This window comes from Flavobacterium sp. ACN2 (assembly GCF_002303885.1).
GTDB lineage: Bacteria > Bacteroidota > Bacteroidia > Flavobacteriales > Flavobacteriaceae > Flavobacterium.
In genome coordinates, this window is record NZ_MRCM01000009.1 from 50,493 (window position 1) to 76,448 (window position 25,956).

General features: G+C 31.6%; 29 protein-coding genes. 6 read left to right on the forward strand and 23 right to left on the reverse strand.

The window, feature by feature from the left end; translation table 11 throughout:
- Positions 1 to 52 precede the first annotated feature (52 nt).
- The 6 genes from BSF41_RS12490 to BSF41_RS12515 all read right to left on the reverse strand — a co-directional run bounded on the left by BSF41_RS12490 (position 53) and on the right by BSF41_RS12515 (position 4,053).
- Entirely contained in the window at positions 53 to 1,147 is a 1,095-nt protein-coding gene (locus tag BSF41_RS12490; protein WP_095929826.1) for a serine hydrolase, read from the reverse strand.
- Positions 1,148 to 1,535: 388 nt separating this feature from the next.
- Positions 1,536 to 2,132, reverse strand: coding sequence for a hypothetical protein (locus tag BSF41_RS12495; protein ID WP_095929827.1), 597 nt, complete (start codon positions 2,130 to 2,132; stop codon positions 1,536 to 1,538).
- Positions 2,133 to 2,335: 203 nt separating this feature from the next.
- Positions 2,336 to 2,863: a hypothetical protein gene (locus BSF41_RS12500; RefSeq protein ID WP_095929828.1), complete on the reverse strand. Its 528-nt coding sequence runs from the start codon at positions 2,861 to 2,863 to the stop codon at positions 2,336 to 2,338.
- Positions 2,864 to 2,869: 6 nt separating this feature from the next.
- Positions 2,870 to 3,286 carry a hypothetical protein gene (locus BSF41_RS12505; RefSeq protein WP_095929829.1) on the reverse strand — a complete coding sequence of 139 codons (417 nt, stop codon included), beginning with the start codon at positions 3,284 to 3,286 and terminating at the stop codon, positions 2,870 to 2,872.
- 33 nt (positions 3,287 to 3,319) lie between these two features.
- Positions 3,320 to 3,682 carry a hypothetical protein gene (locus BSF41_RS12510; RefSeq protein ID WP_095929830.1) on the reverse strand — a complete coding sequence of 121 codons (363 nt, stop codon included), beginning with the start codon at positions 3,680 to 3,682 and terminating at the stop codon, positions 3,320 to 3,322.
- 17 nt (positions 3,683 to 3,699) lie between these two features.
- On the reverse strand, positions 3,700 to 4,053 hold the full coding sequence (locus BSF41_RS12515) for a hypothetical protein (protein WP_095929831.1): 354 nt from the start codon (positions 4,051 to 4,053) through the stop codon (positions 3,700 to 3,702).
- Positions 4,054 to 4,191: 138 nt separating this feature from the next.
- Between BSF41_RS12515 and BSF41_RS12520 the strand changes: the two genes are divergently transcribed.
- Complete coding sequence (locus tag BSF41_RS12520; protein WP_095929832.1) at positions 4,192 to 4,515, forward strand: hypothetical protein; 324 nt, start codon at positions 4,192 to 4,194, stop codon at positions 4,513 to 4,515.
- 211 nt (positions 4,516 to 4,726) lie between these two features.
- Here the strand turns inward: BSF41_RS12520 and BSF41_RS12525 are convergent, their stop codons facing one another.
- From BSF41_RS12525 to BSF41_RS12540, 4 genes are all read right to left on the reverse strand, one after another.
- Positions 4,727 to 5,491 (reverse strand): hypothetical protein, encoded by a 765-nt coding sequence (locus tag BSF41_RS12525; protein ID WP_095929833.1) that lies wholly within the window; start codon positions 5,489 to 5,491, stop codon positions 4,727 to 4,729.
- 492 nt (positions 5,492 to 5,983) lie between these two features.
- The gene (locus BSF41_RS12530; RefSeq protein WP_095929834.1) at positions 5,984 to 6,487 is read right to left on the reverse strand and encodes a hypothetical protein; all 504 of its coding nucleotides are present in this window, start codon (positions 6,485 to 6,487) and stop codon (positions 5,984 to 5,986) included.
- Between the two features lie 72 nt (positions 6,488 to 6,559).
- Complete coding sequence (locus BSF41_RS12535) at positions 6,560 to 7,000, reverse strand: hypothetical protein (protein ID WP_095929835.1); 441 nt, start codon at positions 6,998 to 7,000, stop codon at positions 6,560 to 6,562.
- 13 nt (positions 7,001 to 7,013) lie between these two features.
- Positions 7,014 to 8,750, reverse strand: coding sequence for an AIPR family protein (locus BSF41_RS12540; RefSeq protein WP_095929836.1), 1,737 nt, complete (start codon positions 8,748 to 8,750; stop codon positions 7,014 to 7,016).
- Between the two features lie 399 nt (positions 8,751 to 9,149).
- Between BSF41_RS12540 and prfA the strand changes: the two genes are divergently transcribed.
- Together prfA and BSF41_RS12550 are read left to right on the forward strand one after the other, a co-directional pair.
- Complete coding sequence (gene prfA, locus BSF41_RS12545) at positions 9,150 to 10,226, forward strand: peptide chain release factor 1 (protein WP_095929837.1); 1,077 nt, start codon at positions 9,150 to 9,152, stop codon at positions 10,224 to 10,226.
- Between the two features lie 706 nt (positions 10,227 to 10,932).
- Positions 10,933 to 12,264 (forward strand): DUF5723 family protein, encoded by a 1,332-nt coding sequence (locus tag BSF41_RS12550; RefSeq protein ID WP_095929838.1) that lies wholly within the window; start codon positions 10,933 to 10,935, stop codon positions 12,262 to 12,264.
- 372 nt (positions 12,265 to 12,636) lie between these two features.
- Here the strand turns inward: BSF41_RS12550 and BSF41_RS12555 are convergent, their stop codons facing one another.
- The 11 genes from BSF41_RS12555 to BSF41_RS12600 form a co-directional block, all read right to left on the reverse strand.
- The gene (locus BSF41_RS12555; protein ID WP_095929839.1) at positions 12,637 to 13,014 is read right to left on the reverse strand and encodes a hypothetical protein; all 378 of its coding nucleotides are present in this window, start codon (positions 13,012 to 13,014) and stop codon (positions 12,637 to 12,639) included.
- Positions 13,015 to 13,043: 29 nt separating this feature from the next.
- Positions 13,044 to 13,403 (reverse strand): hypothetical protein, encoded by a 360-nt coding sequence (locus BSF41_RS12560; protein ID WP_008462338.1) that lies wholly within the window; start codon positions 13,401 to 13,403, stop codon positions 13,044 to 13,046.
- 47 nt (positions 13,404 to 13,450) lie between these two features.
- A complete protein-coding gene (locus BSF41_RS12565) occupies positions 13,451 to 13,735 on the reverse strand; it encodes a YtxH domain-containing protein (RefSeq protein WP_095929840.1) in 285 nt (94 codons plus the stop codon).
- 58 nt (positions 13,736 to 13,793) lie between these two features.
- Complete coding sequence (locus BSF41_RS23615) at positions 13,794 to 13,946, reverse strand: lmo0937 family membrane protein (RefSeq protein ID WP_141248143.1); 153 nt, start codon at positions 13,944 to 13,946, stop codon at positions 13,794 to 13,796.
- A gap of 37 nt (positions 13,947 to 13,983) precedes the next feature.
- Complete coding sequence (locus tag BSF41_RS12570) at positions 13,984 to 14,631, reverse strand: porin family protein (RefSeq protein ID WP_095929841.1); 648 nt, start codon at positions 14,629 to 14,631, stop codon at positions 13,984 to 13,986.
- A gap of 34 nt (positions 14,632 to 14,665) precedes the next feature.
- Positions 14,666 to 15,235 carry a DUF4142 domain-containing protein gene (locus BSF41_RS12575; RefSeq protein WP_095929842.1) on the reverse strand — a complete coding sequence of 190 codons (570 nt, stop codon included), beginning with the start codon at positions 15,233 to 15,235 and terminating at the stop codon, positions 14,666 to 14,668.
- A gap of 249 nt (positions 15,236 to 15,484) precedes the next feature.
- On the reverse strand, positions 15,485 to 17,272 hold the full coding sequence (locus BSF41_RS12580) for a CHASE3 domain-containing protein (RefSeq protein ID WP_095929843.1): 1,788 nt from the start codon (positions 17,270 to 17,272) through the stop codon (positions 15,485 to 15,487).
- Between the two features lie 13 nt (positions 17,273 to 17,285).
- Positions 17,286 to 17,735 carry a response regulator gene (locus BSF41_RS12585; RefSeq protein ID WP_095929844.1) on the reverse strand — a complete coding sequence of 150 codons (450 nt, stop codon included), beginning with the start codon at positions 17,733 to 17,735 and terminating at the stop codon, positions 17,286 to 17,288.
- Positions 17,736 to 17,756: 21 nt separating this feature from the next.
- Positions 17,757 to 18,308: an AraC family transcriptional regulator gene (locus BSF41_RS12590; protein WP_095929845.1), complete on the reverse strand. Its 552-nt coding sequence runs from the start codon at positions 18,306 to 18,308 to the stop codon at positions 17,757 to 17,759.
- A gap of 159 nt (positions 18,309 to 18,467) precedes the next feature.
- Positions 18,468 to 18,653, reverse strand: coding sequence for a CsbD family protein (locus tag BSF41_RS12595; protein WP_095929846.1), 186 nt, complete (start codon positions 18,651 to 18,653; stop codon positions 18,468 to 18,470).
- 108 nt (positions 18,654 to 18,761) lie between these two features.
- On the reverse strand, positions 18,762 to 19,235 hold the full coding sequence (locus tag BSF41_RS12600; protein WP_095929847.1) for a Dps family protein: 474 nt from the start codon (positions 19,233 to 19,235) through the stop codon (positions 18,762 to 18,764).
- Positions 19,236 to 19,387: 152 nt separating this feature from the next.
- On the opposite strand from BSF41_RS12600, the gene BSF41_RS12605 reads away from it, so the two are divergent.
- The 3 genes from BSF41_RS12605 (at position 19,388) to BSF41_RS12615 (ending at position 23,474) form a co-directional block, all read left to right on the forward strand.
- Positions 19,388 to 21,571 carry an OmpA family protein gene (locus tag BSF41_RS12605; protein ID WP_095929848.1) on the forward strand — a complete coding sequence of 728 codons (2,184 nt, stop codon included), beginning with the start codon at positions 19,388 to 19,390 and terminating at the stop codon, positions 21,569 to 21,571.
- Between the two features lie 112 nt (positions 21,572 to 21,683).
- Entirely contained in the window at positions 21,684 to 22,511 is an 828-nt protein-coding gene (pyrF, locus tag BSF41_RS12610) for an orotidine-5'-phosphate decarboxylase (RefSeq protein ID WP_095929849.1), read from the forward strand.
- A 162-nt stretch (positions 22,512 to 22,673) separates the two neighbouring features.
- The gene (locus BSF41_RS12615) at positions 22,674 to 23,474 is read left to right on the forward strand and encodes an ABC transporter substrate-binding protein (RefSeq protein WP_095929850.1); all 801 of its coding nucleotides are present in this window, start codon (positions 22,674 to 22,676) and stop codon (positions 23,472 to 23,474) included.
- On the opposite strand, the gene BSF41_RS12620 is transcribed toward BSF41_RS12615, so the two are convergent.
- Both BSF41_RS12620 and BSF41_RS12625 read right to left on the reverse strand, forming a co-directional pair.
- Positions 23,471 to 24,391, reverse strand: a complete 921-nt coding sequence (locus tag BSF41_RS12620; RefSeq protein ID WP_095929851.1) for an AraC family transcriptional regulator — start codon at positions 24,389 to 24,391, stop codon at positions 23,471 to 23,473. The two genes, BSF41_RS12615 and BSF41_RS12620, sit on opposite strands and share 4 nt — an antisense overlap.
- A gap of 69 nt (positions 24,392 to 24,460) precedes the next feature.
- Complete coding sequence (locus BSF41_RS12625; protein WP_095929852.1) at positions 24,461 to 25,471, reverse strand: aldo/keto reductase; 1,011 nt, start codon at positions 25,469 to 25,471, stop codon at positions 24,461 to 24,463.
- Positions 25,472 to 25,956: the final 485 nt, after the last annotated feature.

A 25,956-nucleotide genomic window follows, 5' to 3' on the forward strand; every position in this document is an offset into this window, starting at 1 on the left:
TTAAGCGGTTCAGTCGAAGTTTTCCATGATTTGTTTTTTATTAATTAAATGCTCAAAGCTGCATTTTTTTAGTGTTATTCGAAACAGCCTTTTTCTTAAAGACCTGCTCGTAATTGGCATCCATTAACTCTCCAATTAATTGAGGACTGTTGTGGTTAAGCAGAATTACCATTCCCCAGTTTGATTTTTTATCGTAGGCAAATATGGTAGCACATCCCATTGTATTTCCTGTTTTATAAAAATAAACATCGTCGGCAACTCGTTCCATCTGCTGCCCAAAACCTACTTCTCTTTCTGTATTTTTAAAAAACGTGGTTTCGGCAATTGCTGTTGCTTTTGAGATTTCACCATTATTGGACAAAATAGTTTTTAGCAATTTTGTCAAATCTGAAGTATTCGATTTTACAAGACCTGCGGGAGCGATTAAATAATTCCAGTTAAAAAAATCCTGCGGAATTCCATTAAATTCATAACCCGTAACTTTATTTTTTACATTAAAATTACTAGTCAGCGTATTTTCCATTTTAAGAGGTAGAAGCATTTTTTCTTTCAATATATCTTCAAAACTCTTTGCGTAGACTTTCTCCAATATCATTCCCATTAACGTATAACTGATATTAGAATAACGATAACTTCCGTAATCTATTAGTTTTGTATTTTCGTTTATTAGAGCATGAACACTCTCTTTAGTTATATCTAATGGCTGTTTTGGATTTATTTCCATTAGTTTTCTAAAATCAAAATTAGGCAGACCAGATTGGTGCGAAGCCAAATCTGAGATTTTAATCTTGCCTTTTATTTCGTTTGATAAGACATATTCTTTTGGCAGATAATCATCTATAAAATCATCAATTTTAAGTTTGCCTTCGTTGTGGGCTTGCGCTATTAAATTTCCTGTAAGAAGTTTGGTAATCGAGCCAATCTCATAAATAGTATTCTCGTTTACGGCCTGTGTACTTTCTTTGCTGATTTTTCCGTAGTTGAAAAAAGTAGTATTACCATTTTCGACAAATCCTACGCTCATCGCTATTTCTGGATTATAAGTGGCAATCGAACGAAAAATCGAATCAATTTTTTTTGCAGCTGTTTGTCCAAAAGTAATTTGGGAAATAAGTAATAGCGTAAAAATACTGGTGGTTACTTTCATTGGTTTTTTTGAGATTAGTTTTATTTTTTAAGATTGTACAAAGGTTATTTTTGAACTTGTAAAGTAGTTATATTTTTCGAAATATAAGAGAATTCTGCAGCGAGTTAGTAAATTTGTTTTTGGTATTTTCTAATTTATAAATTTCTTGATAAAATACTGATTTAATGAGGGTTGTTTTTTGTTTATCCGCACAGTTTTGTCATTTCGACGTTAGGAGAAATCACACTAGTTTATCTACAAAGATTGGCAAATATACTTTGCGAAGTTTCTAGTGTGATTTCTCGTTCCTCGAAAGGACAAAACTAGAAGGAAATAGAATGAGAAAATAGATTTACTGAGTAAATTGCGTTCACGAGAGAAACGCTCGCGCTAGCAAGGGTTTTTAAGTTTAGTGCCCTAGATTTTTCTGAATCAATGAAAAGATTAATCCAACAGTCAAAATAATGATAAAGATAAGCCATCCATATCCTTGATAGCTTTTTATACTTTTATTTCCTGTATGTAATTTAAAATAGGACTTCGTGACGGTTTTTAAATTTTGTGCTAGTATTTCGTAATTCGATACTTCAAAAGAAGTAATTGTTATTTTCTTTAGTTCAAAAAATTCAACCGTAATTTGTCGGCCATTATAAACTTCAATTCTACTAGAATCATGTGAAGAATTTATTTGGTGATTGCCTTCAGAAACCTTTTTTATATCGTCTAGTGAAACTTTTTTAGTTTTAAAAAGTAAAGGATATTCAATCGATAAAAATTCATTTGTCAGTTCTACTTTTTTTGAGCATAATAACATATATAAGCAACCGAACGCGAAGAAGCAAAAGAGTGAAACTATAACCCACATTGCTCGATAATCTGCTTTCTGATAAGATTCGACTTCAGGATTATATGCTAAATAAGCCAATGATAAAAAAAATAGCATTCCAAATATGCTGAATCCAATTTGAAGAAAACTTGGATTTGCAATTATTTTATTGTTATTCATGTTTAAATGTGATGTTTAATTTTTTCAAATCCATGGAGTTTGTCATTTCGAGGAACGAGAAATCACACTCGTTTATCTACAAAGATTGACAAATATACTTTACAGAGTTTCTAGTGTGATTTCTCCTTACGTCGAAATGACAAAAGTAGAAGGAAAGAGAATGAAAAAATAGATTTCTTACGTAGGTTGTATGCATGCTCGCGCTAGTTTGGGGAATTTGTAATTTTTGATTTCAAAATAGAATATACTTCTTTAACCTTTAAGATGTTATATAATACAATGTCATTTTCACTAAGATTTAAACGTGATGATCCTAAAAATACAGGTTCTTTTTCTCCAATTACTAAGTAACCATTTCCATATGCATTTTCTTCAAAATTTAAAGTAGGAAAACAATTAAAATAAAAAGAATGTTCGATTAAATTTTTATGGTTTTTAATAATTAATCTTTGATTTGTAACGATATATTCCCATTTATAAGCAACTAAAAACCTTTTGTAAAAATTAACTATTAAAATAATAAGAACACTCGACATCATTACTAAAGGAATTAAATCAGTTATTGAGAATTGTTTATTAAACCTTTTTATATCATAAAAGATTTGACTAACAAAAAAAGAAAACATTACGATAATTATTAATTTTAATAAATCTTCAACTTTAAAAGGAAGGTATTTATTTTTCTCTATCGAGAAATCGATATATTCATCAGGATTTAGCTTAATATTCATGTCCTTTTACGATATAATTTTTCGCCACTTATTAATTGATGTGGTAAATAATAAACCCAAAATAAAAAATAGTAAGAAGAATATAATAAAGAAATCCCATTCGATTTTTCTTTGGAATAAATTTATTACGATTAAAACTCCAATAAAAAATAGAGCATAAGTAAGGCTATTTAATAAAGCTAGAACGAAACTATTTTTATCTTGCTTAAGAATAAAATTGCCAACAACAATTTGATAAAAACTAGAAAAAGTGATTAGTATTAAGGCGTATGTTAAATAAGTTGTATTACTAAGCTGATAAGTTTCGCATGCTATATTTGGTTCGGTAAAAAAAGTTTGATTAATGAAAAAGAATCCCATAACAATTAGTGTTGTAATTGCTATCGGAATAATGGTTCCTAATAGAATTTTAGAGATTTTCATTAATTTCTTTTTATAGATTAACGTATACCTGTTTTATATTTTTGTCAAATTTTCCGAACCGTAACCACAACTAGCACAATATATTGCTCGCGATGTTCTAAAAGGTTTTTTGCAATTTGGACAATCTTTTCCAAATCGACTACTTTGGTGATGTAAAATAGCTAATGGATTTGATTCATATTCTCCAGTTAATATACGATACATTTCAAGTAGATAGCGATATTTCTCAAAAGTTTCAATTTTGTCCAACCAAACAAAATCTTTAGTTTTTCTTCTTTCGAGTTCTTTTTCAACGATTTTTTTCCCATGGATAAATGCTTCTTGACATAATGAAAACTCCTCTTCATTTAGCATTACAACATTTACATTACAGCGCCAACAAAATCTCTCTTCCATATTACTAATTCTAAAATTTATTCACATAGTAAAGTATCAAAATCAACATGAAGTTGAGTTGTTTCTTGGTCAACATTAACCCAATTAAAACTTTTTAAAATGTACGCGTTTCCTCCATCAATTTGAACCCATTCATCTATTCCTTTAGCGGCATTTGTCAAATCGTTTTTTGGTGTCATTCCAATAGGAGCGACGTAGCTTCTATTTTTGGTTAAAGGTTTGCAATTACTTGTTTCTATTTCTGATTGTGTAACATATTTTGATTTGGTTAAAGTCGGAAGTGTGTTATGTACTTGAAGTGGAGACATTGAAGTACAAGAAGTAAGAAATAAAATCACTCCAACAAGATTTAGTTTGATTAGCTTATTCATTTTGGATAGGTTTAGTTTTTTCAAATATAAGATATTTAGTGTAAGTTTAAAATTCGGTTGTATACACTCGATTGTTTACAATCACTTAAAAATAATCTGTTATTTCTAATTTCGTTTTGAAATAAAAAACAGAAAAACATGGAAACGCAAAATAAAGAAAGAGCCGAAGAATTGTTAGAATTAATAAATAAAGGAAGATATTTCAGCAAACTAAAACCAGTGCCAAAAGAAACCAACTCGTATACAATACCGCTAAAAGTATCTTCTTATAACGAAGTAAATCTAATGGTTTCAGATTTGCTAAAAGCAAGTATTATTTTGCTTAATCCTGATGCAAACGGTTTGTCGAGTTTTACAAAAGACAATAATGTCAATGTAATGACTTTACTTGAAATTGCCTTGCAGTTATTGCCAGAAGATGAAATGGAGTTGTTGGATGATTTGTGTAAGGCTCAGTTGTGATTTTTTGATATAAAAAAAGCGCAATAAGTTTTTTAGACTTTTGCGCATATTTTTTATTTTAGAATAAAATCTAGTAAGTTATCTATGAAAATTTTGAGCCAATTTTTCTTTTTTGGTTTAGTCTCGTTCATTTTTAGAAATTATTACGAATTAATTTTTGATTTTGTGCACGAGCGAGAGCAAATTTTCAATTTAGAATATTTGAGAAACGCTAAGATTCATCTACAATCCAAGATGGATATTCATCTACATACACCCATTTATTATTTTCTTTTTTAATGAAAATAAAACTTCTACAAATCTTATTTTGACTGCAGTAAAAAGAAAATAAATAGCACCCTTTAGTTTTATTGTTGTTTAAAACCAATCGATATATTTTGGAAGCTCGTATATTGAATTCATCTTTAGAGGTAAGATTTTCTTTTTCATATTTATAATAAGAATGATCTAGCTCGGATCTTAAAAATGTTTTGTCTTCACCTTTATAGTACACTTGTTTTTTAATCAAATCGATATATTCTTCACCAATGATTGTATCCATTCGTGCCAACTCATTGTATTTAAAATCAGAAAGTAAATATTGGTAGTTTTGTTTCCAATCGGTTTCATTCTTTAGATTGTTAGCAGTGGGAATATATTTGTAAGCGAATAAAGTATCGCTAATAAACACTTTTATTTTTTTTGTTTTTAAAGCATTTGAAATAGAATCAGAATAGTAATTTAAATGATTTAGATCTTTTTTAAGATCTTCTCTTTTTAGCGAATCTTCTTCCATTGCAATTCCCATTTCGAGCCCAAAAGTAGCAAGCTTATAACCTTTTCGCCCTTTAAAAAAACTTGCGATGGAGTTTGGGTTTGTGTCTAAATATTGACTAAGGGTTTGTTTAATAATTTCTTTTTCAGTTGTAAAGTCAATGGTTTGCGAATACGAAAAGTTGAAAAGAAAAATAAAAAAAAAAAAGGAAAGTAGTTTCATTTAATTTTATTGAATTATGAATATCAGATTAGAAACTGTGCCTCTAAAAATTGGCTTATTTTTTTGTAAATATAAAAAAAAAGCTACATGATTTCTTGTAGCTTTTGTATTTAATAATTGTTTGTTTCATACTGTTGCAGGCACAGATTACAAATCCACAGTACTGGGTTTAGAATTTTGATTTGTTTTTTTCGACGCTGCGCAAATGTCTCTGACTTTGCGCCATTTTTGCTATCGTTAATTTGAAAACAGAAACGTCTCAAAGTCTCTGACTTTAAATTACCCGTGCTTATAAAAATAATCATTTTTGAACGATTCGTAAAAAGTCGGGAGACTTTTGAGGGGTTTTCGGATTTATAAGAAACAAAAAACGCAAAGTCAGAGACATTTGCGTAGTGTTTCAGTTGAACATTTCGGATAGCTAGGCACAAAGTTCAGGAGACGTTCGCGCAGTTTTTTAAATATAGACTCTTTGTATAGTAGGGATTTTTATTATTTTTTAAATTCTACATTTTTTATTATATCATTAAAAACAGAAATTTTATCAAATGGAATTTCTGCTTGTACATGGGTATTTATATATTTAATTTTATCCTTATCATTTAAAGAAGTTCTAAAGAAAAATAGATCAAATGTGTAGGTGTAAACCTCCTTTTTACTAATTAGCTCCATTTGGTCATATGGTATGTAAGGTACAAATGTTATTTTAAAATCTAAATCTTCGTTTCCAGTAAATCTATATAAAGTATCTTTTAATTGATTTTTAAATAAAATATTTCGATTAAATTCTGTCCTCGAATTAGGGAAAACTTCTAAAATTGCATTTAAGATTAATTGATCGACAAAATCAGGAGCTTTCTCATTGTATTCGGGAGTAATTGTTCTTAAATAGTAAACATATCCTGAAAAATAATTCCAATTAGAAGCATCTTCTATTTTTATTACCTTTAAAACTTTCCAATCGTCTATTGGTAACCATTCAATTTTTGTATTCATAAGGTGTTTTTTTCTGATCGATTTTATTTAATACTTAGGTTTTAATGAGTACTTGTTTGGTTAAAATAAAATTTATTTTAATCCTACTTTTTTTAAATTTATATCAACTATTTTAAGCACTTCATTATTTACAAAGTCGTTTTGCTCTTCGATTCCAATTTGTACGCTTTCCATCAAATTTTTAAAAGTTAATTTCTTGCTCTTATCATTAGATAGTAAATTGTTAGTTGACTTTACATGTCTTAGATAGAGCCTCTTTTCGACTGGAAAAAAAGTTTCAGTCCAATCAATTTTATTATTTGGAAATTCTTTTTGAATTAATGAGGCAAGTTCGTACAATATGTTTTCTTCAATCCATGTTTTTGTCATAAGATGATTAATCCATTCAGATATTGAATACCCATTTTCATTAATTACAATTGGTAATTCAGCCTTTCTTATAGAATAAATTGGTGATTCAATACTGTCCTTGTAAAAGTTTAATATGTTTTCTTCAAGTTTTATTATTATCATTTTTCAGTATTTTTTAATTCAATATCTGGGATGGAATATTATACTTTAACGTAAGCTGTTCAAAAAGGTAATCTGTAAAATCTTTTGATTTTGCTATGTTAATTAGATTACTTGCCTTATTTAAACTAAGATAATGATCTATATTGGCGCCAAGAAGTTCTATAGATTGTTTGAATAAGTCTATATTAATTTCATCTAAATTAATATTTGAAATTTCTTCAAAAGATACATGCCTCTTTTTATATAATTCTTTTACTATAATACAGCTTAAATGTAATTTAAAATTAGAAGTTTTAGTTTTTGTAATTGGGTCTTCATGCTTTGACCAAAAGTTATGAGTTTTTTGATTTATTAAGCAACAATTTAAATATCCTCTGAAATTTTTATTAGGATCAAATATTTTGTTGTAGGTATTCTCAGTTTTTAGCAGAGAAGTTGGTCTAGATCTTGAAGTATGGGCATCATCAAAGACAATTGCTTCAATTGCTTGAGCAGTAAGTTGGATACTAAATATTTTTGTTGATGGTTTTCCTAAATTTTTATAATAATTTTTTCTTCGATCGTAATAGTATCCTTCATTTAGAAAGAAGAGTTCTAAATTTCTCTGGATTGGTTCAGTGGCCCTTAGAAGAGTTGGTGAAACGGGATTCTGACTATTTGTAGAAGCAATTATATTGTCAGTTGTTTCTTTATTATTGTTAATAATTACTTTTACCAAAACTGATCTATTGTCAGTTGGATCTTCATTGTGATTATTAAAAATTGAATAGGAAGTCTGCAGACCATTAACAATTTGGATGTTCTCAATGGACAACTTTTTTCCAACTTCTTTCGGCTCTTCTGCGATAATCGTAATTCCATTGTTTAACCACCAAAAATCAACATCGGACTTGTTCTCAATAGTGTTTTTTATTTTTTTATTTACATCCACTAAGCCTTGAAAATGTCTGATATTGCTTTCAAATAGATCATCTCTAATATCCCCATTTTCAGCTTTTAAAAATTGTTTATAATTAGCTAATTTGACAGTTCCAATATAACCTATTCCATTATCATCAAATTCAGTAGATAAAGGCCTATCTTTAAATTCTATTGATAATCTATTTGATTTTTGTTTTTGGTACAATTCTAAAAGTTCTTTGCTGCTAAATTTTAAAAATCTAATATCAGAAGTAGATAAACAGCTACTAGATAAGTCCATCAATTGATCGACTTTCTGTTCAAATATTTTGTTAACAACAACCTCGCTTGCATTTGTTGCATAGATATAATCTAAACTAATTGAACCACCACTAATAACTGTTTTTTTCCAAACTTCAATTAATAAAAGAGTTTGCTCTACTAAATCAGAATTGAATCTGCTTAACAATGCTGTTTCAGTCTTTTCAAGATCTAGTAGAACAGGAATTGTAGTTATTAATTTATCAATTGGTCCTTCTTTAAAAGAATTTTCCTTTTTGCATTGAGTAATAATAAAACGAGAATTAGTTCTATTTGAAAAGTTAAAATTTTCAAGGTCATCTATATTTTCTACGAATTCTTCATCTATGAAAACCATTAGAGAATCAATTCCTCCATCGTTTCCTCCATCAACTATTGAGCTTAAAATATTTTCATATGTTATATTTCTATCTTTATGAATTTGCGTTAATGAAAAAATCTCAAAAACTTCGCTGTCATTCAATTCAAGTTCATTTGTTTCCTTAAATATTTTGATGCATCCTTCTAAAATAATTTTATTGTTACTCATAAATTGTTTAATAGGTTATTATTATGTGAGAAATTGAAAATAGTTGATTAAAAGCAAACATCGTATTAAATTCAAATTAATCAACAAGTAAAAACACCTGATTTTTCATTTTGGTAAAAGTAATTGCATTATATTCAATTACATTACGGAAAACCGTAAACGTAATTATGAAAACCAAAGCCCTAGCCCTGATAGAAGCGGCATCCTTTTTAGGCAAACGAAGAAGGACTTATTAAACCATAAACTTTCTGCCTAAAAAGATATAGCGGATAGCAGGAAACAGCTCCTAAAAATCATTATAATTCCACTAAACATTCAAGTTAAATTCCGCAAAAAAGGAACACTAGAATTTTCGATAAAAATTTTGTAATTTTGCCGTCCAATAAAAGGAATTAGAAAATGTTAGATAGACTTCAATATGTAAAGCAGCGTTTCGATGAGATTTCGGATTTGATTATTCAGCCGGATGTTATTTCTGATCAAAAACGTTATAAGCAGCTTAATCAAGAATATAAAGGGATTAAAGCGCTTGTTGAAAAGAGAGAAGAGTACATTGTAATTTTGGCAAATATTGACGAAGCAAACGAAATTATTGCTGACGGAAGTGATGCTGAAATGGTGGAAATGGCCAAAATGCAATTGGATGAAGCAAAAGAACGTCTGCCAGAATTGGAGGAGGAAATCAAATTTATGCTTATTCCTAAAGATCCTGAAGATGCGAAAAACGTTATGGTGGAGATCCGCGCCGGAACGGGTGGGGACGAAGCGAGTATTTTTGCTGGTGACTTGTTTAGAATGTACACGAAATATTGTGAATCTATGGGATGGAGATCATCTGTTGTAGATATGAACGAGGGTACTTCTGGAGGTTTTAAAGAGGTTATTTTTGAGGTTACTGGAGAGGATGTATACGGAACTTTGAAGTTTGAAGCGGGTGTTCACCGTGTACAGCGTGTTCCGCAGACTGAAACTCAAGGACGTGTGCATACATCGGCTGCAACGGTTATGGTTTTACCAGAAGCTGAGGAGTTTGATGTTCAGGTAGATATGAACGATGTTCGTGTCGATTTCTTCTGTTCGTCTGGACCTGGAGGACAATCGGTAAATACTACGAAATCGGCTGTACGTTTAACGCACATTCCAACAGGATTGGTGGCGCAATGTCAGGATGAGAAATCGCAACACAAGAATAAAGATAAAGCTTTGATGGTATTACGTTCTCGTTTGTACGAAATGGAATTGGCTAAAAAGCAGGAAGAGGATGCTAAAAAACGTAGCTCTCAGGTAAGTTCTGGAGACCGTTCGGCAAAAATCCGTACGTATAACTATGCGCAAGGTCGTGTAACTGATCACCGTATTGGTTTAACGCTTTACGATTTAGGAAACATCATGAATGGTGATATTCAGAAAATTGTTTCTGAGCTTCAGTTAGTTAACAATATGGAGAAATTGAAGGAAGCTTCGGAGGTATACTAAATTTCTGAGATGCTAAGATTCTAAGATACTAAGGTTCTAAGTTTTCTCTTAGGACTTTTTAATAATTTAAGCCGAACTTTGTTCGGCTTTTTTTGTGGAAAAAATACCAAAGATTGGGAAGACCTTAGAATCTTAGCATCTTAGCGCCTAAAAAGAATATAGCCAGCGGTTTCAACCGCTGGAACGCAAAGAATTGGTTAAAGTTGTTAAGATTCTGAGGTTCTAATGTTCTAAGTTTTTTTCTTTGAACATAATTTTTTTGAGTTGCTAAGTTACTGAGATTCTAAGGTTCTAAGTTTTTTTCTTTTTGAACATATTTTTTGAGTTGCTAAGATTCTAAGGTACTAAGGTTCTAAGTTTTCTCTTAGGACTTTTTAATAATTTAAGCCGAACATTTGTTCGGCTTTTTTTATGCCTAAAACTTAAAGAGAGAATGAAAACTTTGCATTTTAATATCTCAGCAACTTCGCATCTTAATTTCTAATGATAATTTAATGTGGATAATTAAGGCCTGTAATTTCAAAAAAAGCTTTCTAAATTAAGATAAATACTATAGCGCAATTTTGTGAAGTAAGATTTATAATATAGTTGGTAAAGCTTAGTCTCTTAGAGCTTTAGAGTCTTACAGCTTTAATGGAAACTTGTTTTTTTATAACTTTTTTTTACCTCATATTTGCCCTATTAACCAACCAACTAACATTAATTTATGAAGAGAACTTTACTTTTATTTTGCTTCTTTGGGAGCTTTTTTTATGCGCGATCGCAATCGTATTTCGGATTCAGGGATGATAATTATGCCGGAATTCAGTCTGCATTGTTTAATCCGTCCAATATTGTAGATTCAAAATACAAAGCCGACGTTACGTTTGGATCTGGCAACGGAACTGGACAAAATGATTTGTACGGAGTTAATATGATGGATGTATTAGATGGCGGTTACAATCTGGAAACCGATGCAAGCAAAAATTTCAAATCGAACAATAGAGGGAATTTCAATGTAGATATCATGGGGCCTTCTGTAATGCTCAATATCACGCCTGTACATAGTGTAGCGCTTTTTACGCGTGTGCGAAGTGTGACGAGCCTTGTTGGCATAAACGGACAACTTATTGATGAGGTAAATAAAGATGTAGATGTTTCCAATAGTTTTTTAATTACGGGCGGTAATCCGAATGCTGTTTCGAATTCTTGGGCCGAGATAGGAGCGAGTTATGCTACTGTCCTGTTTGATCGTGATGATCATTTTGTAAAAGGTGGTATTACTCTAAAGTATTTAATGGCGGGAGTAAACGGCTACGTTAACGGAAATGATTTAAGTGTGGCTTTTAATAAAAACGAAGCCAATCCTTTGTTAAGCGAATATTATTCGACAGGAACCATAAGAACAGCGGCAAGTTATGATTATGCTAACGGAGATGATCCTAAGTTTGATGCCGCTTCGGCTGGAGTAGGAGTAGATTTAGGTTTTACCTACGAATATCGTACAAACTGCCATTCTTGCGCAGGAAATCGTTATAAGTTTAAAGCTGCTGCTTCTATAACCGATATTGGAAAACTAAACTATAATAACATTGTCGAGAATACTTATAATATTACAGGAAGGGTAACGCAGCAAGATATTGAAGATGCAGACGATATTTTTGAGTTTTTTGATTCTAACTATACTAAAGTATCTTCGAGAAAAGGGGTAAAAGCAAATCTTCCAACGGCTTTGCACACCAATTTGGACTGGAACATCGACCAAAGATTTTATGTGAATTTAAGCGGTGATTTCAATCTAGTAGATGCCAAAAAAGTAAACGGAACCGCAATAGCCAATTCGGTTACTTTTACGCCGAGATATGAAACCAGACAGTTTAGTTTCTATGTTCCGGTGACCTATATGCAATACAGCGGAACTCAAATAGGAGCGGGTTTTAGAGCAGGTCCAATATTTATTGGTTCTGGAACTCTTTTCTCCAATATGTTTTCAAACAACTCAAAAGGCTGTAATATTTATGCTGGTTTAAAATTGCCTATTTATCAGGATTATAGGTAGAGGTTCTGAGGTGCTAAGATTCTAAGGTTCTGAGATGCTGAGATTCTAAGATTCTAACTTAAATTTGAAGACATAAAAAAACAGCATCTACAAAGTAGATGCTGTTTTTTTTTTAAGATTAGTAAGCAAGATTAAAAAATCGAAAATATAAACCTTAGAACCTTAGAATCTTAGCAACTTAGTATCTTAAAAAAATATATTGAAGGTCTTCACCCCATCAACCGTTTCCCCAAACACGTATGATGGAGCTAGACGCCTAAAAATACTCTCGTATATTCTAAACATTTATATAGATTAGAGTAAACGTAAACGCCATTTTTTATCATTATTTCGCTAAACTTTTCCATAATAATTTAAATTAAGTTAAACAAATTACTCTCTAGATGATTCGTATTGTGATGATTCTTCTTCTTCTTCAGAAGAATCATGATGAGGTTTAGAAACCAGATTGGTTACAATAAGCTGAACAATCGAGCCTAAAACACCTTTAAACATTGAGTCGCCTTTACCGACAATAAATCTTTTGGCTAAATAACCAATTCCGATACTGATGGCAGATTGAGCGATGTGGCTTTTAAAACCAACCGTTTCGTTGATTTCTTCCACCGTGTTTCGAATAAGGTTAATGGGCTTTAAATTGTCTTTAATTTCATTAATCTCGTCTTTTATAGCACACCATTCTGTGTCCTGGCGAATTTCTAGTTCCTCAATTTTTTGATTTAACTGATCAATAGTGTAAATAGCCTCCATAGTTTTTTCGGTTTTTTAGGTTAATTAAATCAGTTTTTTGTTTCTTTTAGAATACTTGAAATGATAGTATTTCCAATAGGAGTTTTTATCAGTTTATGATGTGATTTTACAACCACAATTACCAAAATTAGATAAAATAGCGCCATGATAAAAAAGCCATAGTAATACTCTCCAAGTTCTTTACCAATCCATAAACTAATCCCGATATTTAGGAACAAAGTAAAAAATGCAACAACAATACCAATCGCTATCTTTGAAGCCAATGATGAAGCACCATCAGCAACAGAACATACTGTTTTTAGTTTAAGTAATTCTAAACTTGTTTTAGCATAGTTTTCTGCTTTTTCATAAAGATTTAAATTCTCGTTTGTTGTTGCATTTGGTTCCATGATATAGGGTTTTATGGTTTGAAAATTTCACTAATTAATTCTACTTATTAATAGTTTGATTTTACTGTTTTAACATCGTCTTTTAGCGTGTTGTAATCTTCTTTAACTTGGTTAAGTTTAGATTTTCCTTCTTCGATAATTTCTTTACCGTTTGAAGTAATTGTGCTTACAATGCCATCAAATTTTGTTTTTAGATTATCACCATAATCTTTTGATTTATCTTTGATTTTTTTTCTTGTGTTTGATCCTTTGTCTGGTGCAAATAAAACACCTATGAATGCTCCCGCCGCTGCGGCTCCTAAAATTCCTAAAATTGTGCTACTAGTTTTCATAATAAATAATTTAATGGATTAATATTTAATAATTTGTTGATTTAATAAATTGTGATTTTTAAATTTCTCGACCTTTAATTAGTCGAAGCAATACTGCGATAATGGCAATTACTAACAGAATGTGGATTATGCTTCCGAAACTGTAAACAAAGAACCCAAGAGCCCAAAGTATCACCAGAATCACTGCGAGTGTATATAATAAGTTTGACATGGTTTTTTATTTTAGTGGTTAATAATCAGTTTTTCTTTTAGTTTAACTTATAAGAAAGATATAAAGTCAAGTTGCTGTTTTTTGCATCAGGAAACGTGTATGTAGTTCCTGCAACCGTTCTTTCTTTACCTACAGTAGTTAAACCGTAATTGTAACGTAATCCAACGCTGATTGGGTTAAAATCTACCCCGACACCAGCAGAAAGACCTGCATCAAATTTGGCTAGATCATCTGTGTCAATGTCTTGGTCAAAATCAAAACTTCCGTCTCCGCTAACTTTAGAGCTTACTAAATAAGAAGCGTAACCACCGGCATGAATGTTGAAATTTTTAGTAACATTTACTCTAACCAAAAGTGGCACTTCTATGTAGTTCAATCTAAATTTTGCATTTCCAGATGCAAAAGCATTGTTGTATTCTAATTCTGAACCTTTTGTTGTAAACAAAATCTCTGGCTGAATCGCTACAAAGTCTGAAATAGGAAGTGTAGCATAAACACCGGCATTAAATCCGTATAAGATATTATTATCATCTACATCGTCTCCGCTTCCATATAAGTTAGACATGTTGAATCCTCCTTTTACACCGAATTCGGTATTTACATTATTGTCCTGAGCGTGCAGCATTCCAAATGATGCTGATAAAAAAAGTGTTAAGGCGCATAAAAAATTGGCTTGTAATTTCATAGTAAAAAATAATTAGTTAATAGATAATAGGCGTTTATTCATTTTGTTTTTTTATTCTTTCAGTCTCTCGTAAGAGTTTATATTGTTCTGGCAAAAATCTAAGAACGAGTTCCAAAATTTGTTTATCATTTGTTTCTCTAGAAATAGTCTCAAATAACTCAATCTGGTCGCATATGGCTTCTGTCATGGCGTTTAAATAGATATTGTTAAAATCATTATTGCTTGCGTCTATGAGGTTGTACAGGTCTCGTTTGTGCGTGGCGTTTATTTCAGTAATAACAATGAGCTTTGATGTGGCCAATTTGGCTATTTGATCCAACAATTGATTCTCTTGGAGTTCAATTCTTTTACTTAATTCCTGAACAATAACATCTGAACTTTTTTGTTGTGCAATTTGACTTTTTGAAATAATAGATTTGCTAATATTCGCCGTAGAAATAAAAAAGTAGACTTCTGTTTCTTCTCTTTCATTTTTTGCAAAAGCTTGATTCTTCAAAGTATTTTCAATCGGATTAATTTTTCTGCAAGATGTGATGCATAGTACCAATAAGATTAAGAAAAAGACTTTAAAATATGTCGCCTTCATGGGGGAAATTACTTTCATTATTACTTCTTAAAGTATTACATTACAAAGATGCTAACGAATGAAAGATTTTGCTTTACAGCATAAAAATGAATCGTTATATAATTCCCATAATAGATTTTTTTCAAGGGTTTATCCTTTTAAAATCAATGGTTTGTGAAGTTTGGGTTTGGTATAAAAAAAAAGAAATTATAGGTTTTTCTATAATTTCTTTTTCTGTTTTTCGATATAATGTAGGAGATTTTTTTTCTTACAAATAAAAATAAAATTTTAATCTGGTAGAAAGACCGTAAAGATAGAGCCTTTGCCCAAAGTGCTGTCGGCTACAATATGTCCTTTATGGTTCTCGACAATCTTCTTGCAGATTGCTAATCCGATTCCGGTTCCTGGATAATCTGTTTTAGAATGGAGACGTTGAAAGAGAATAAAAATAGTTTCTTTAAACTGCGGGTCAAATCCCATTCCGTTGTCTGTAAAAGTAATTTTGTGAAATTTCTTTACCGACTGTTCTAATATTTCTGGATACTCTGAAGAGCTTACTTTTTCGCTAGAAATAGATATTTCAGGTTCAACATCGGGCTGACTGTATTTTAATGAATTTCCAATTAAATTGATAAACAGCTGTTCGATCTGATACGGAATTACCGCAAGCTTCGGAAGTTTACCAATGCGCTGAATAACGGCTTTCTTTTCTTCAATAGTTTCAGCCAGTTCAGATTCGGCATTGTCCAAAAGTTCATTCAGATTCATTTTAATGAATTCCTTTTTGGTTGTATTGGTTCTAGAGAATAAAAGAAGATCGTCTATTAAAACACGCATTCTTTTTGCCGAACTTTCTATTTTGGTAATGTAATTTTTACCGCTTTCAGACATAACTTCTTTGTCGGCACTTGAAACTCTAGAAATAAAGGTTTGTATTTTTCGAAGTGGTTCTTGCAAATCGTGACTAGCAACATGGTTGAAAGAGGCCAGTTCTTTATTGCTTTTTTCCAATTCTTTATTTCGTTCCTGCAATTCGATATTAAGAAGATGCTCGTCTGTAATGTCAAAGTTAATTCCGAGCAAGATTTTACTGCCTTGCTGATCGGTTACTAATTTACCTGTTGTTTTAAAGTAACGCACTTCAAAATCTGGACGTATAATTTTGTAATATACAAACGGAAGATGTTTCTTCTCTATAATTCCGTCAATAGCTTTTGCTACTGCTTCCTTATCATCTGGATGAACATATTTTAAAAGTGTTGCTTTGTTAGGAGCAAAAGATTTTGGCTCAAGCCCTAATAATCGGAACTGGTTGTCTGAAAAATCTATTTTATCAGAATCCAGATCCCATTGCCAAGTGCTGAATTTACCAATATTTTCAGATTCAGAAATTAAACCTGTCGAAATAAGAAGTTTTTTATTGAATACTTTCAGTCGTTCAAAATCACGGCTAATTTGACGATAAGCCAGTAAAATAAAGCTCAAAGCGACTAGAAATAAAGAAATAGAAAACAGCGGACTTAAAGAAATTTCCGAATCGTAAATCTTTAGTCTTTTCTTTAAAAAATCCTTCTCAATGTCGTTCATTTCGTCCACCTTAAAACGGATATTTTCCATTAAAATACGGCCGCCAAACATATGATTGTCCAATTTTCTTTTATCGTATGTTTTTGGATCGCTATATTTTAGACAATTTTCAAAAGAAACAAAACGCTGGGTAATGAGTTTGAAAAGTTTCTGAAGATTTTCCTGCTGTCTCGGATTATCGGCAGTGAGTTTTTTTAAGGTAATAAAAGAAGTATTGACCTTATCTCGGGAATAAATGTACGGAGTCAGAAAACGGGCATTGCGAGTGATGATGTACCCTCGCTGGCCCGTTTCTGCATCTTTTATAGCCGACATTAATCGTTCGAGCTGAATGTTGATTTCGTAAGTATGCATAACCAGTTTGCTTGATTCATTCAAGTCCTGATTATGTTTGTAAGCAATTGAAGAAAGAAATAACAGAATGAAAACTGCGATTACAAAAATAACTCTCAAAGAGTTTGAAGAATTAAAATTTGGTATCCACTTCATTATTGGAATGCTTTTATTTTAGTCGCAGCAAGAAATTATCACGGTTTAAACCAGAAGTATGATAATGCCAGTTTACGGTCACGACTTCATTAATTATTTTTTTCAGCGTATTGAAATCGCTTGGCTTTTTGATGTAAATATTGGCGCCTTGAATAAAGGTATCTTCAATATCTTCTTCTGAAGAAGAAGTAGAATAAATCGCAATGATTATATCTTTTAAATGGTCCGTTTTTTTGATTTCAATCAAACATTCTTTACCTGTTTTCTTAGGCATGTTTAAATCTAGAAACAAAATATCAGGAAGTTTATTGTCTTTATTCATTAAATGATCCATAAGCTGCATCCCATCATGAACAAAATTTACATTCGTTTGTATCTTTATTTCTTCAAATGCATCTTTAAAGAAAAGACGGTCATCTTCATCATCATCGGCCAATAAAATGTGTAATGCGTTTTTTTGCATTTTAATGTGGTATTTGGGTTTTTATTTTAAATTTTCTCTTCGTTTCTTAATAATTCTCTGAAAAGCAGACGGAGTAATTCCGGTTGTGTTTTTAAACTGCGTACTCAAATGCGCGACACTCGAATAGTTTAGTAAAAAAGCAATTTCGGTCAAACTCATTTCGTTGATAATAATCAACTGTTTTGCTCTTTCAATTTTCTGTAAAATAATAAAGTTTTCAATAGAAGAATACGTTACTTCTGAGAAAACATTAGATAAATAACCGTAACTGTGGTTTAATTTTTCTGCCAAAAATACAGAACTTTTATAATTATTGTTGTCATCCATGAAAACAAGTTCGATGATTGCATCTTTTATTTTTTGGACTAATACACTTTTTTGATTTTCAACTACTTCAAAACCACACGGAGCCAATTTAGTTTTTAAATTATCCAATGCTTCAGCATCAAGATTGTCTTCAATCTCAATTTCACCAAAACCCAGAGTTGTAAAATTTATGTTGTTTTGTTCCAGATTTTGTTTTAAATAAAGAGAGCAAATAGTATTGATGTCGAACTTTATAAATAGTTTCATTTTATAGAAATTTGGTTAAAGATACTTATTTTTTTTGGTGTTTTTGCTTTTAAATGGTATAGAATTACACGGAAATGTGATTTTAAAATAAATTTTTCAAAAAAATACCGTCTAATATTTTCTTACTAGACGGTATTTCCCTGATTGAGTTGCAAGGATTTACAATTCTGACAGGATCTGATGAAATTCTTCTTTTGTTTTTCCCAGTTTTTGCTGAAGTCTTCCGTACATTTCGTCTTCTTTTCCTTCAGCGAACATCAAATCATCATCTGTTAGAGTTGCAAACTTTTGTTTCAGTTTACCTTTCAGCTCATTCCAGTTTCCTTTTATTTCGGTAGTATTCATGATATCTCTTTTTATATATTATTGTATTGTAAAATTGCAAATTATCAATCGGCTTTATGTTACATTTATTTTTCTGACTGTTGCATAATTTTCATTTTTTTGTCTTTGTTACTCCTGATATCTTCTCAGAATCCAAGCCATTTTTTCGTGTTGTTGCAACAGTCCTGTTACAAAATCGGCAGAACCTACATCATTGGTTTCGTTTTCAAAAACCGGAATATAATCTCTAAATTCGGTTACCAGCTGTTCATGGTTTTCTAAAAGTTCAGACAACATAGTTTTTTGTGAAGCATATTCTTTTGGAGATTCTTTTAAAGTAGAATTATCTATAAACTCTTTCATTGTCCCGATTGTTTTTTCGCCCAACTGATTAATGCGTTCTGCAACTTCATCAATATTGGCTTCCAGAATTCTATATTGTTCTTCAAACAATTTATGCAATTCCATGAAGCTATTTCCAGAAATATTCCAGTGAAATTTTCTTGTTTTTACATATAATGTCATTTCGTTAGATAAAATTGTTGCTAAAATAGACGCACTCTTTTTTAAATTTTTTGGTGTAATTCCAATATTTGGGCTCATAATTATCTGTATATTAGGTTATTCTCAAAGATACTTTTACAACCCCATTTTTTCTTATATAATTTATCAGAGAAATTACATGAATTCAATGTTTTTTTAACCCTTTTAGGTTTTAATTATTGTAGTTTTGCGCCCATCTAAAACTAAATTTAATGAGAAAACATTTACCAATTTTACTTTTTTTAATTATTTCTTTTACCGCAAAATCACAATCCTACTTAGGCTATTTTCATGACAACTATGCGGGAGTTCAAAGTGTTTTGTTCAATCCAGCTTCTATTGTAGATTCACGTTTTAAAACAGACATTAATTTGTTCTCAATTAGTGGTGCTGTAGAAAATGACTTATATGGTGTTAAACTATTTGATGTTTACAAAGACGGGTACGATTTTGAAAGCCAGTCAAAAGTTTCTGCAAAAAATGCTAACAACGGATTGGCAAATTTTGATATTATGGGGCCCTCTTTTATGTTTAATATTGCGCCAAAACATTCTCTGGCTGTTTTTACAAGAGCAAGATCTGTTTCTAACATCAGAAAAATTAACGGGTATCTTATAGATCAGGTAAAAGACGGATTAGATCAGTCTGATAGCTTCAATTATAATTTAGGAAGTCCAAATGCAGCATCTCATTCTTGGGGTGAACTTGGAATTTCATATGCCGCAGTTTTGTTTCAAAAAGACCAGCACTTTTTAAAAGGAGGTTTAACGGCTAAATATCTTCAAGGTGGTGTAAATGCATATGTTCACGGAAAAAATGTGAATGTGGCTTATATTGAAAACTCAGCAGATCCAAAAGAAGGTTCTTTAATTTCAAATGGTGAAGTTACGGTTGGAGGAAGTCAAGATTGGGAAGCAAATGATGATTACAAATTTGATTCAAAATCACGCGGATTTGGTTTTGATTTTGGATTGGTTTACGAATGGAGACCTGACTATGATCAATATGATCTTAAAAAAGCAAAACCAGCAGATAATAATTTTAGGGATTTAAATAAATACAAATTGCGTTTCGGTTTATCGGTAACAGATATCGGATCTATCAATTATAAAAACTCAAAAGTTGACACTTATAATGTAAACGGAGTAGTGACGCAACAAATGATTGATGACGCAGAAGATTTGTATGATTTCTTAAATGAACATTATACCAAAACTTCAACTTCAAAAGGAGTAAAAACAAATTTGCCAACTGCTATTCGAGCAGATGCAGATTGGAATATGTACAATAAATTCTATTTGAATCTTAACGGAGATATTAACCTGGTTTCTGGCAGTAAATTGAACGGTTACGGAATTGCAGATCGAGTTACACTGACACCACGTTACGAAAGCAGATGGTTTAGTTTTTATTTGCCAATGACTTATATGGAATATAGCGGTATGCAGGCTGGAGCAGGTTTACGCGCAGGAGTTTTCTTTATTGGTTCTGGTTCTATTTTGAGTAATTTAGCTTCTAGCAACTCTAAAGGAGCTGATTTTCACTTAGGAATGAAGATTCCAGTTTACGAAAAACAATTTAAAGATACAGACGGAGACGGTGTAATTGATAAAGAAGATGCTTGTAGAAAAGTTGCGGGTCCAGCTGAAAATGGTGGTTGCCCTTGGCCAGACACAGATAAAGATGGTGTTTTTGATAAAGATGATGCTTGTATAGATGTAGCTGGACCAAAAGAAAATAAAGGTTGTCCTTGGAAAGATAGTGACGGAGATACTTTATTGGATAATGTAGATGCATGTCCTACAATTGCTGGACCTATAGAAAATAAAGGATGTCCATGGCCAGATACTGATGGAGATGGGGTTTTGGATAAAGATGATGCTTGCCCGAACGAAGCAGGTGCAGCAGAAAATAAAGGATGTCCAGAATTAGACGCAGATAAGGATGGCGTTTTGGATAAGGATGATGCTTGTCCAACAGTTGCTGGTCCAGCAGATAATAAAGGTTGTCCAAAAGTGACTAAAGAAACTTTAGCGCAGCTAAAAGTAGAAGCAAGATCTATTTTCTTTACAACTGGAAAAGCGACTTTAAACGATGCTAAAAAAGGAGAAACTTCTGGAAGATTAGATGCGATAAAAGAAATCTTAAGAAATTATCCAAATGCAAAATTTGCTATTAACGGACATACAGATAATGTTGGAAATGCAAAAGCAAATCAAAAATTATCTGAAGCTAGAGCAAAAGTAGTGATGGATCTTTTAATCGAAAAAGGTGTAAATCCAGAGAATTTAACTTCTAAAGGTTACGGTTCGACAAAACCTGTAAAATCAAATAAAACAGCTGCAGGAAGAGCAGAAAATAGAAGAACTGAAATTGTTTATTTAGGCAATTTGTAAACGCTTCTGAAGATAAAAGTAAAAAGCCATTCTTAATTGAGTGGCTTTTTTTATTTTTGCATACTTTTAAAAAAGAATTAATTCTTTGAAATAGAAGAACTAAAAATACAATATGACAACACAACAACTACACGAACAAATTCTTCAAAAAAAATCATTTTTATGCGTTGGTTTAGATCCTGATCTGGCTAAAATTCCGCAGCATTTATTAGAAACCGAAGATCCTATTTTCGAATTTAATAAAGCGATAATCGATGCAACGCACGATCTGACGGTTGGATACAAACCAAACACCGCTTTTTTTGAAGCATACGGAATAAAAGGATGGATGTCTTTGCAGAAAACAATCAATTATATCAACGAAAATTATCCTGATATTTTTACAATTGCAGATGCAAAGCGTGGAGATATCGGAAACACTTCTAGCATGTATGCGAAAGCTTTTTTTGAAGATCTGAATTTTGATAGTGTAACCGTTGCTCCATATATGGGAAAAGATTCTGTAGAGCCTTTTCTAGCATTCGAAAATAAACATACTATTATGTTGGCTTTAACTTCTAATGAAGGTGCTTTCGATTTCCAGACTTTAAATACTAATGGAAAAGAATTGTACAAACAAGTTCTAGAGACTTCTAAAACTTGGAAAAACAGCGAGAACCTGATGTATGTTGTCGGTGCAACAAAAGCAGAATATTTTACTGAAATCAGAAAAATTGTTCCAGACAGTTTCCTACTAGTTCCAGGAATTGGCGCTCAAGGCGGAAGCTTATCTGAAGTATGCAAATATGGAATGAATGATAAAGTTGGTCTTTTGGTAAACTCTGCAAGAGCTATTATCTACGCTTCAAAAGGAACCGATTTTGCTGAAAAGGCTAGAGAAGAGGCTTTGAAAGTACAGCAGGAAATGGCTGAGATTATTGGTTTAAAGTTTCAGGTTTAAAGTTTCAAGTTTACTTTGAACATAATTTAACCGCAAAGTTCGCTAAGATTTACGCCATGAACGCAAAGTTATTTTCTTTGCGTTCATGGCGTAAATCTTAGCGAACTTTGCGGTTAAATACACAACAACAACTTTAAACGTAAAACCTGAAACAAATAAAAAATGAAACAGTTAAAAGATCAAATAGGAAACGTTCATACTTTTGAAACTGCTCCAAAGCGTATCATTTCGCTAGTTCCATCGCAAACCGAATTATTGTATGATTTAGGTTTAGAAGAGAAAATTATCGGAATAACGAAGTTTTGTGTTCATCCGTTTCATTTTAAGTCGATTAAAAAGATTGTTGGAGGAACCAAGAAAATTCACTTTGAAAAAATAAAGCTTTTAGAGCCGGATATTATTATCTGCAATAAAGAAGAAAACACACTGGAGATTGTAGAACAGTTAAGTGTAATTTGTCCTGTGTGGGTTACCAATATTGTTACTGTCGAAGATAATTTCCAGATGATTTCAGATTTCGGGCAGTTATTCAATTGCAGAACCGAAGCGCAGAAATGGAATGACAAATTGACTTTCGCTTTAAGCGATTTTAAAAATTATATTCAGGATATAAAAGAAAAAAAAGCGTCCTATTTTATTTGGAAAAATCCATACATGGTTGCAGGAAAAGATACCTATATAAATGAGTTACTAAAACTAAATCATTTTAAAAATATCTACGAAGACAAAGGCCGTTATCCCGAAATCGAATTAAAGAAAATGCGTTTAGAAGGCGATCCTGATATTGTTTTTCTTTCTTCAGAGCCATATCCTTTTAAAGAAGAAGATGCTTTCGAAATAGGAAGGTTTACACATCACGCTAAAACCATTTTCGTTGACGGCGAAATGTTCTCTTGGCACGGCAGCAGATTGTTGAAGGCTTTCCCTTATTTTAAATTACTGCACGAAAGATTGAAGAATTAGTTAAATGAATTTCTAAACTCTAAAGGAGAAACCGTGGTTTTACTTTTGAAAAGCTTATTAAAAGATTGAGGATGTTCGAAACCTAATTTATAAGCAGTTTCACTTACACTCAAGGTAGTTGTGGTAAGAAGTTCTTTGGACTTTTCAATAATTTTATTATGAATATGATGTTGTGTGCTTTGTCCTGTCAAAGAGCGCAGCATATCGCTGAGATAATTTGGCGTAACATTTAATTGTTCTGAAATATACGCGACAGTTGGTAATCCTAATTGCTGCACTTTGTCACTTTCAAAATATTCAGAGAGAAGAAGTTCCAGTTTAGTTAAAAGAGTATTGTTTGCATTTTTTCGGGTAATAAACTGTCGGTTATAAAAACGATTGCAATAATTAAGAAGCAGTTCAATATGCGAAATCATTACATCTTGGCTGAAAGCATCAATAGAAGACAGATATTCTTGTTCGATGTTCTTCATAATTCCTGTAATCATCGTTTCTTCTTTTTCTGAAAGATGCAATGCTTCATTAACAGCATAAGAGAAATAACCATACTCTTTTATTTTTTTTGCCAAAGCATAACTCTGAATAAAATCAGGATGAATGACTAACATTGAGCCATATACAGAAGAATCCATTGGAACTTCTGTAGAAATAATCTGGCCCGGCCCCATAAATGTCATGACACCTTCATCAAAATCATAATAATTTTGACCGTATCTCATTTTTCCCTTAAATCCTCTTTTAATTGAAATTGTATAGAAGTTATAAATGACACTCTTTAGATTATTATCAAAATGACAACTTATATCTCTCAGATTTACAAAGCTTACCAAAGGATGATCTGGCTTTGGAATTCGTAATAATTGATGTAATTCTGAAATAGAGGTAATGTTATACGGAGTATGATCTTCTTTCTTCATGGCTTTAGGTTTAATACAGGAAAAGCTGTCATAAAGATAACTTTTCCTGTAGATTTTTTTTCTGATTTCTTATAGATTAACAGATTTCATTCCAGATTCATCATAACGATTTCCGGTAATTGTTCCAAGAGGAATAATGTTTTCTAATCTGTTCAATTCTTCAGTAGTCAGGATAAGCTGAGAAGCCTCAATATTTTGCTCTACATATTTTACTCGCTTTGTACCCGGAATGGCTAAAAATCCTTTAGATGCAATCCATGCCAAAGCCAATTGCGAAGCAGTAATTTTTCTTTCGTCGGCGATAAGTTTTATTTCATTTAAAAGTTCAATGTTTTTATAAAATTGTTCTCCTTGAAAACGAGGAATTGATCTTCTAAAATCATTTTCGGCTAAGTCTTGCGGATGTTGTATTTCTCCCGAAATAAAACCTCTTCCTAGAGGTGAATAAGCTACTACACCAATTTGAAGTTCTTCTAATGTTTTTATAATTCCGTCTTCTTCAATGCTTCTTTCAAAAAGGGAATATTCACTTTGAACTGCCGTTAGGGGGTGAATGTTGTGTGCTTTTCTTATGGTTTCAGAAGAAGCTTCAGAAAGGCCAATATAGCCAACCTTTCCTTCTTTTACCAAATCAGACATTGCCTGAACTGTTTCCTCTATTGGAGTATTAGGATCAACGCGGTGCAGGTAATATAAATCGATATAATCTGTTCCAAGATTTTTAAGAGAACGTTCTACTGCCTTTTTTACATATTCTTTTTTGCCATTAAACTGCCAGGTAAGTTCTTCGTTGTCATTAATCTCAAAACCAAATTTTGTAGCAATGATGTAAGCGTCACGATTTCCTTTTATAGCTTTTGAAATCAATCTTTCATTTGCCAATGGACCATATAAATCGGCCGTATCTAAAAAATTACCGCCTAATTCAAGTGAACGATGTATTGTTTTTATAGATTCAGTTTCGTCTGCTTTACCATAAATATCATTTCCTGCAATCTGACTCATTCCCATGCAACCTAAACCAATATTAGGAATAACAAGTCCCTGATTTCCTAAATTAACTTTTTTGATAGTACTCATAATTACTGTTTTAATTTTAAATCAAAATTGATTTAGCAAAGATCCGTCAGTATTGCTTTTATAAAGTATCTAAATCTCGTGTAGTTGTATCCAAAATGAGCCAATGTTTAAAAGATTGTGTTTTTTACCGCAAAGCACACAAAGAATTACGCAAAGTTCGCAAAGTTTTTAAGGCAAAGCTTTGCGAACTTTGCGTTTTATACTAAACCTCTTGAGTAAAAAAGCTTAGCGCTCTTTGCGTTAAAATATGCTCAAAGTAAAGCAACCTGAAACAAAAGAAAACATGAAACCTGAAACTAAACTTATATAAAAAAAAGAATGCCGACATCTCGAAGACGCCGGCATTATTTAACTAACCAAAACCAAAATAATAAATAACCAGTTTATTACATTACAAATGTCCGACATAAATCAATTTTATGCTGTTAAGATCTTGTTATTACTTTGTTGGATATAAGTTAATGTTCATATTGTTGAGAGTTTAA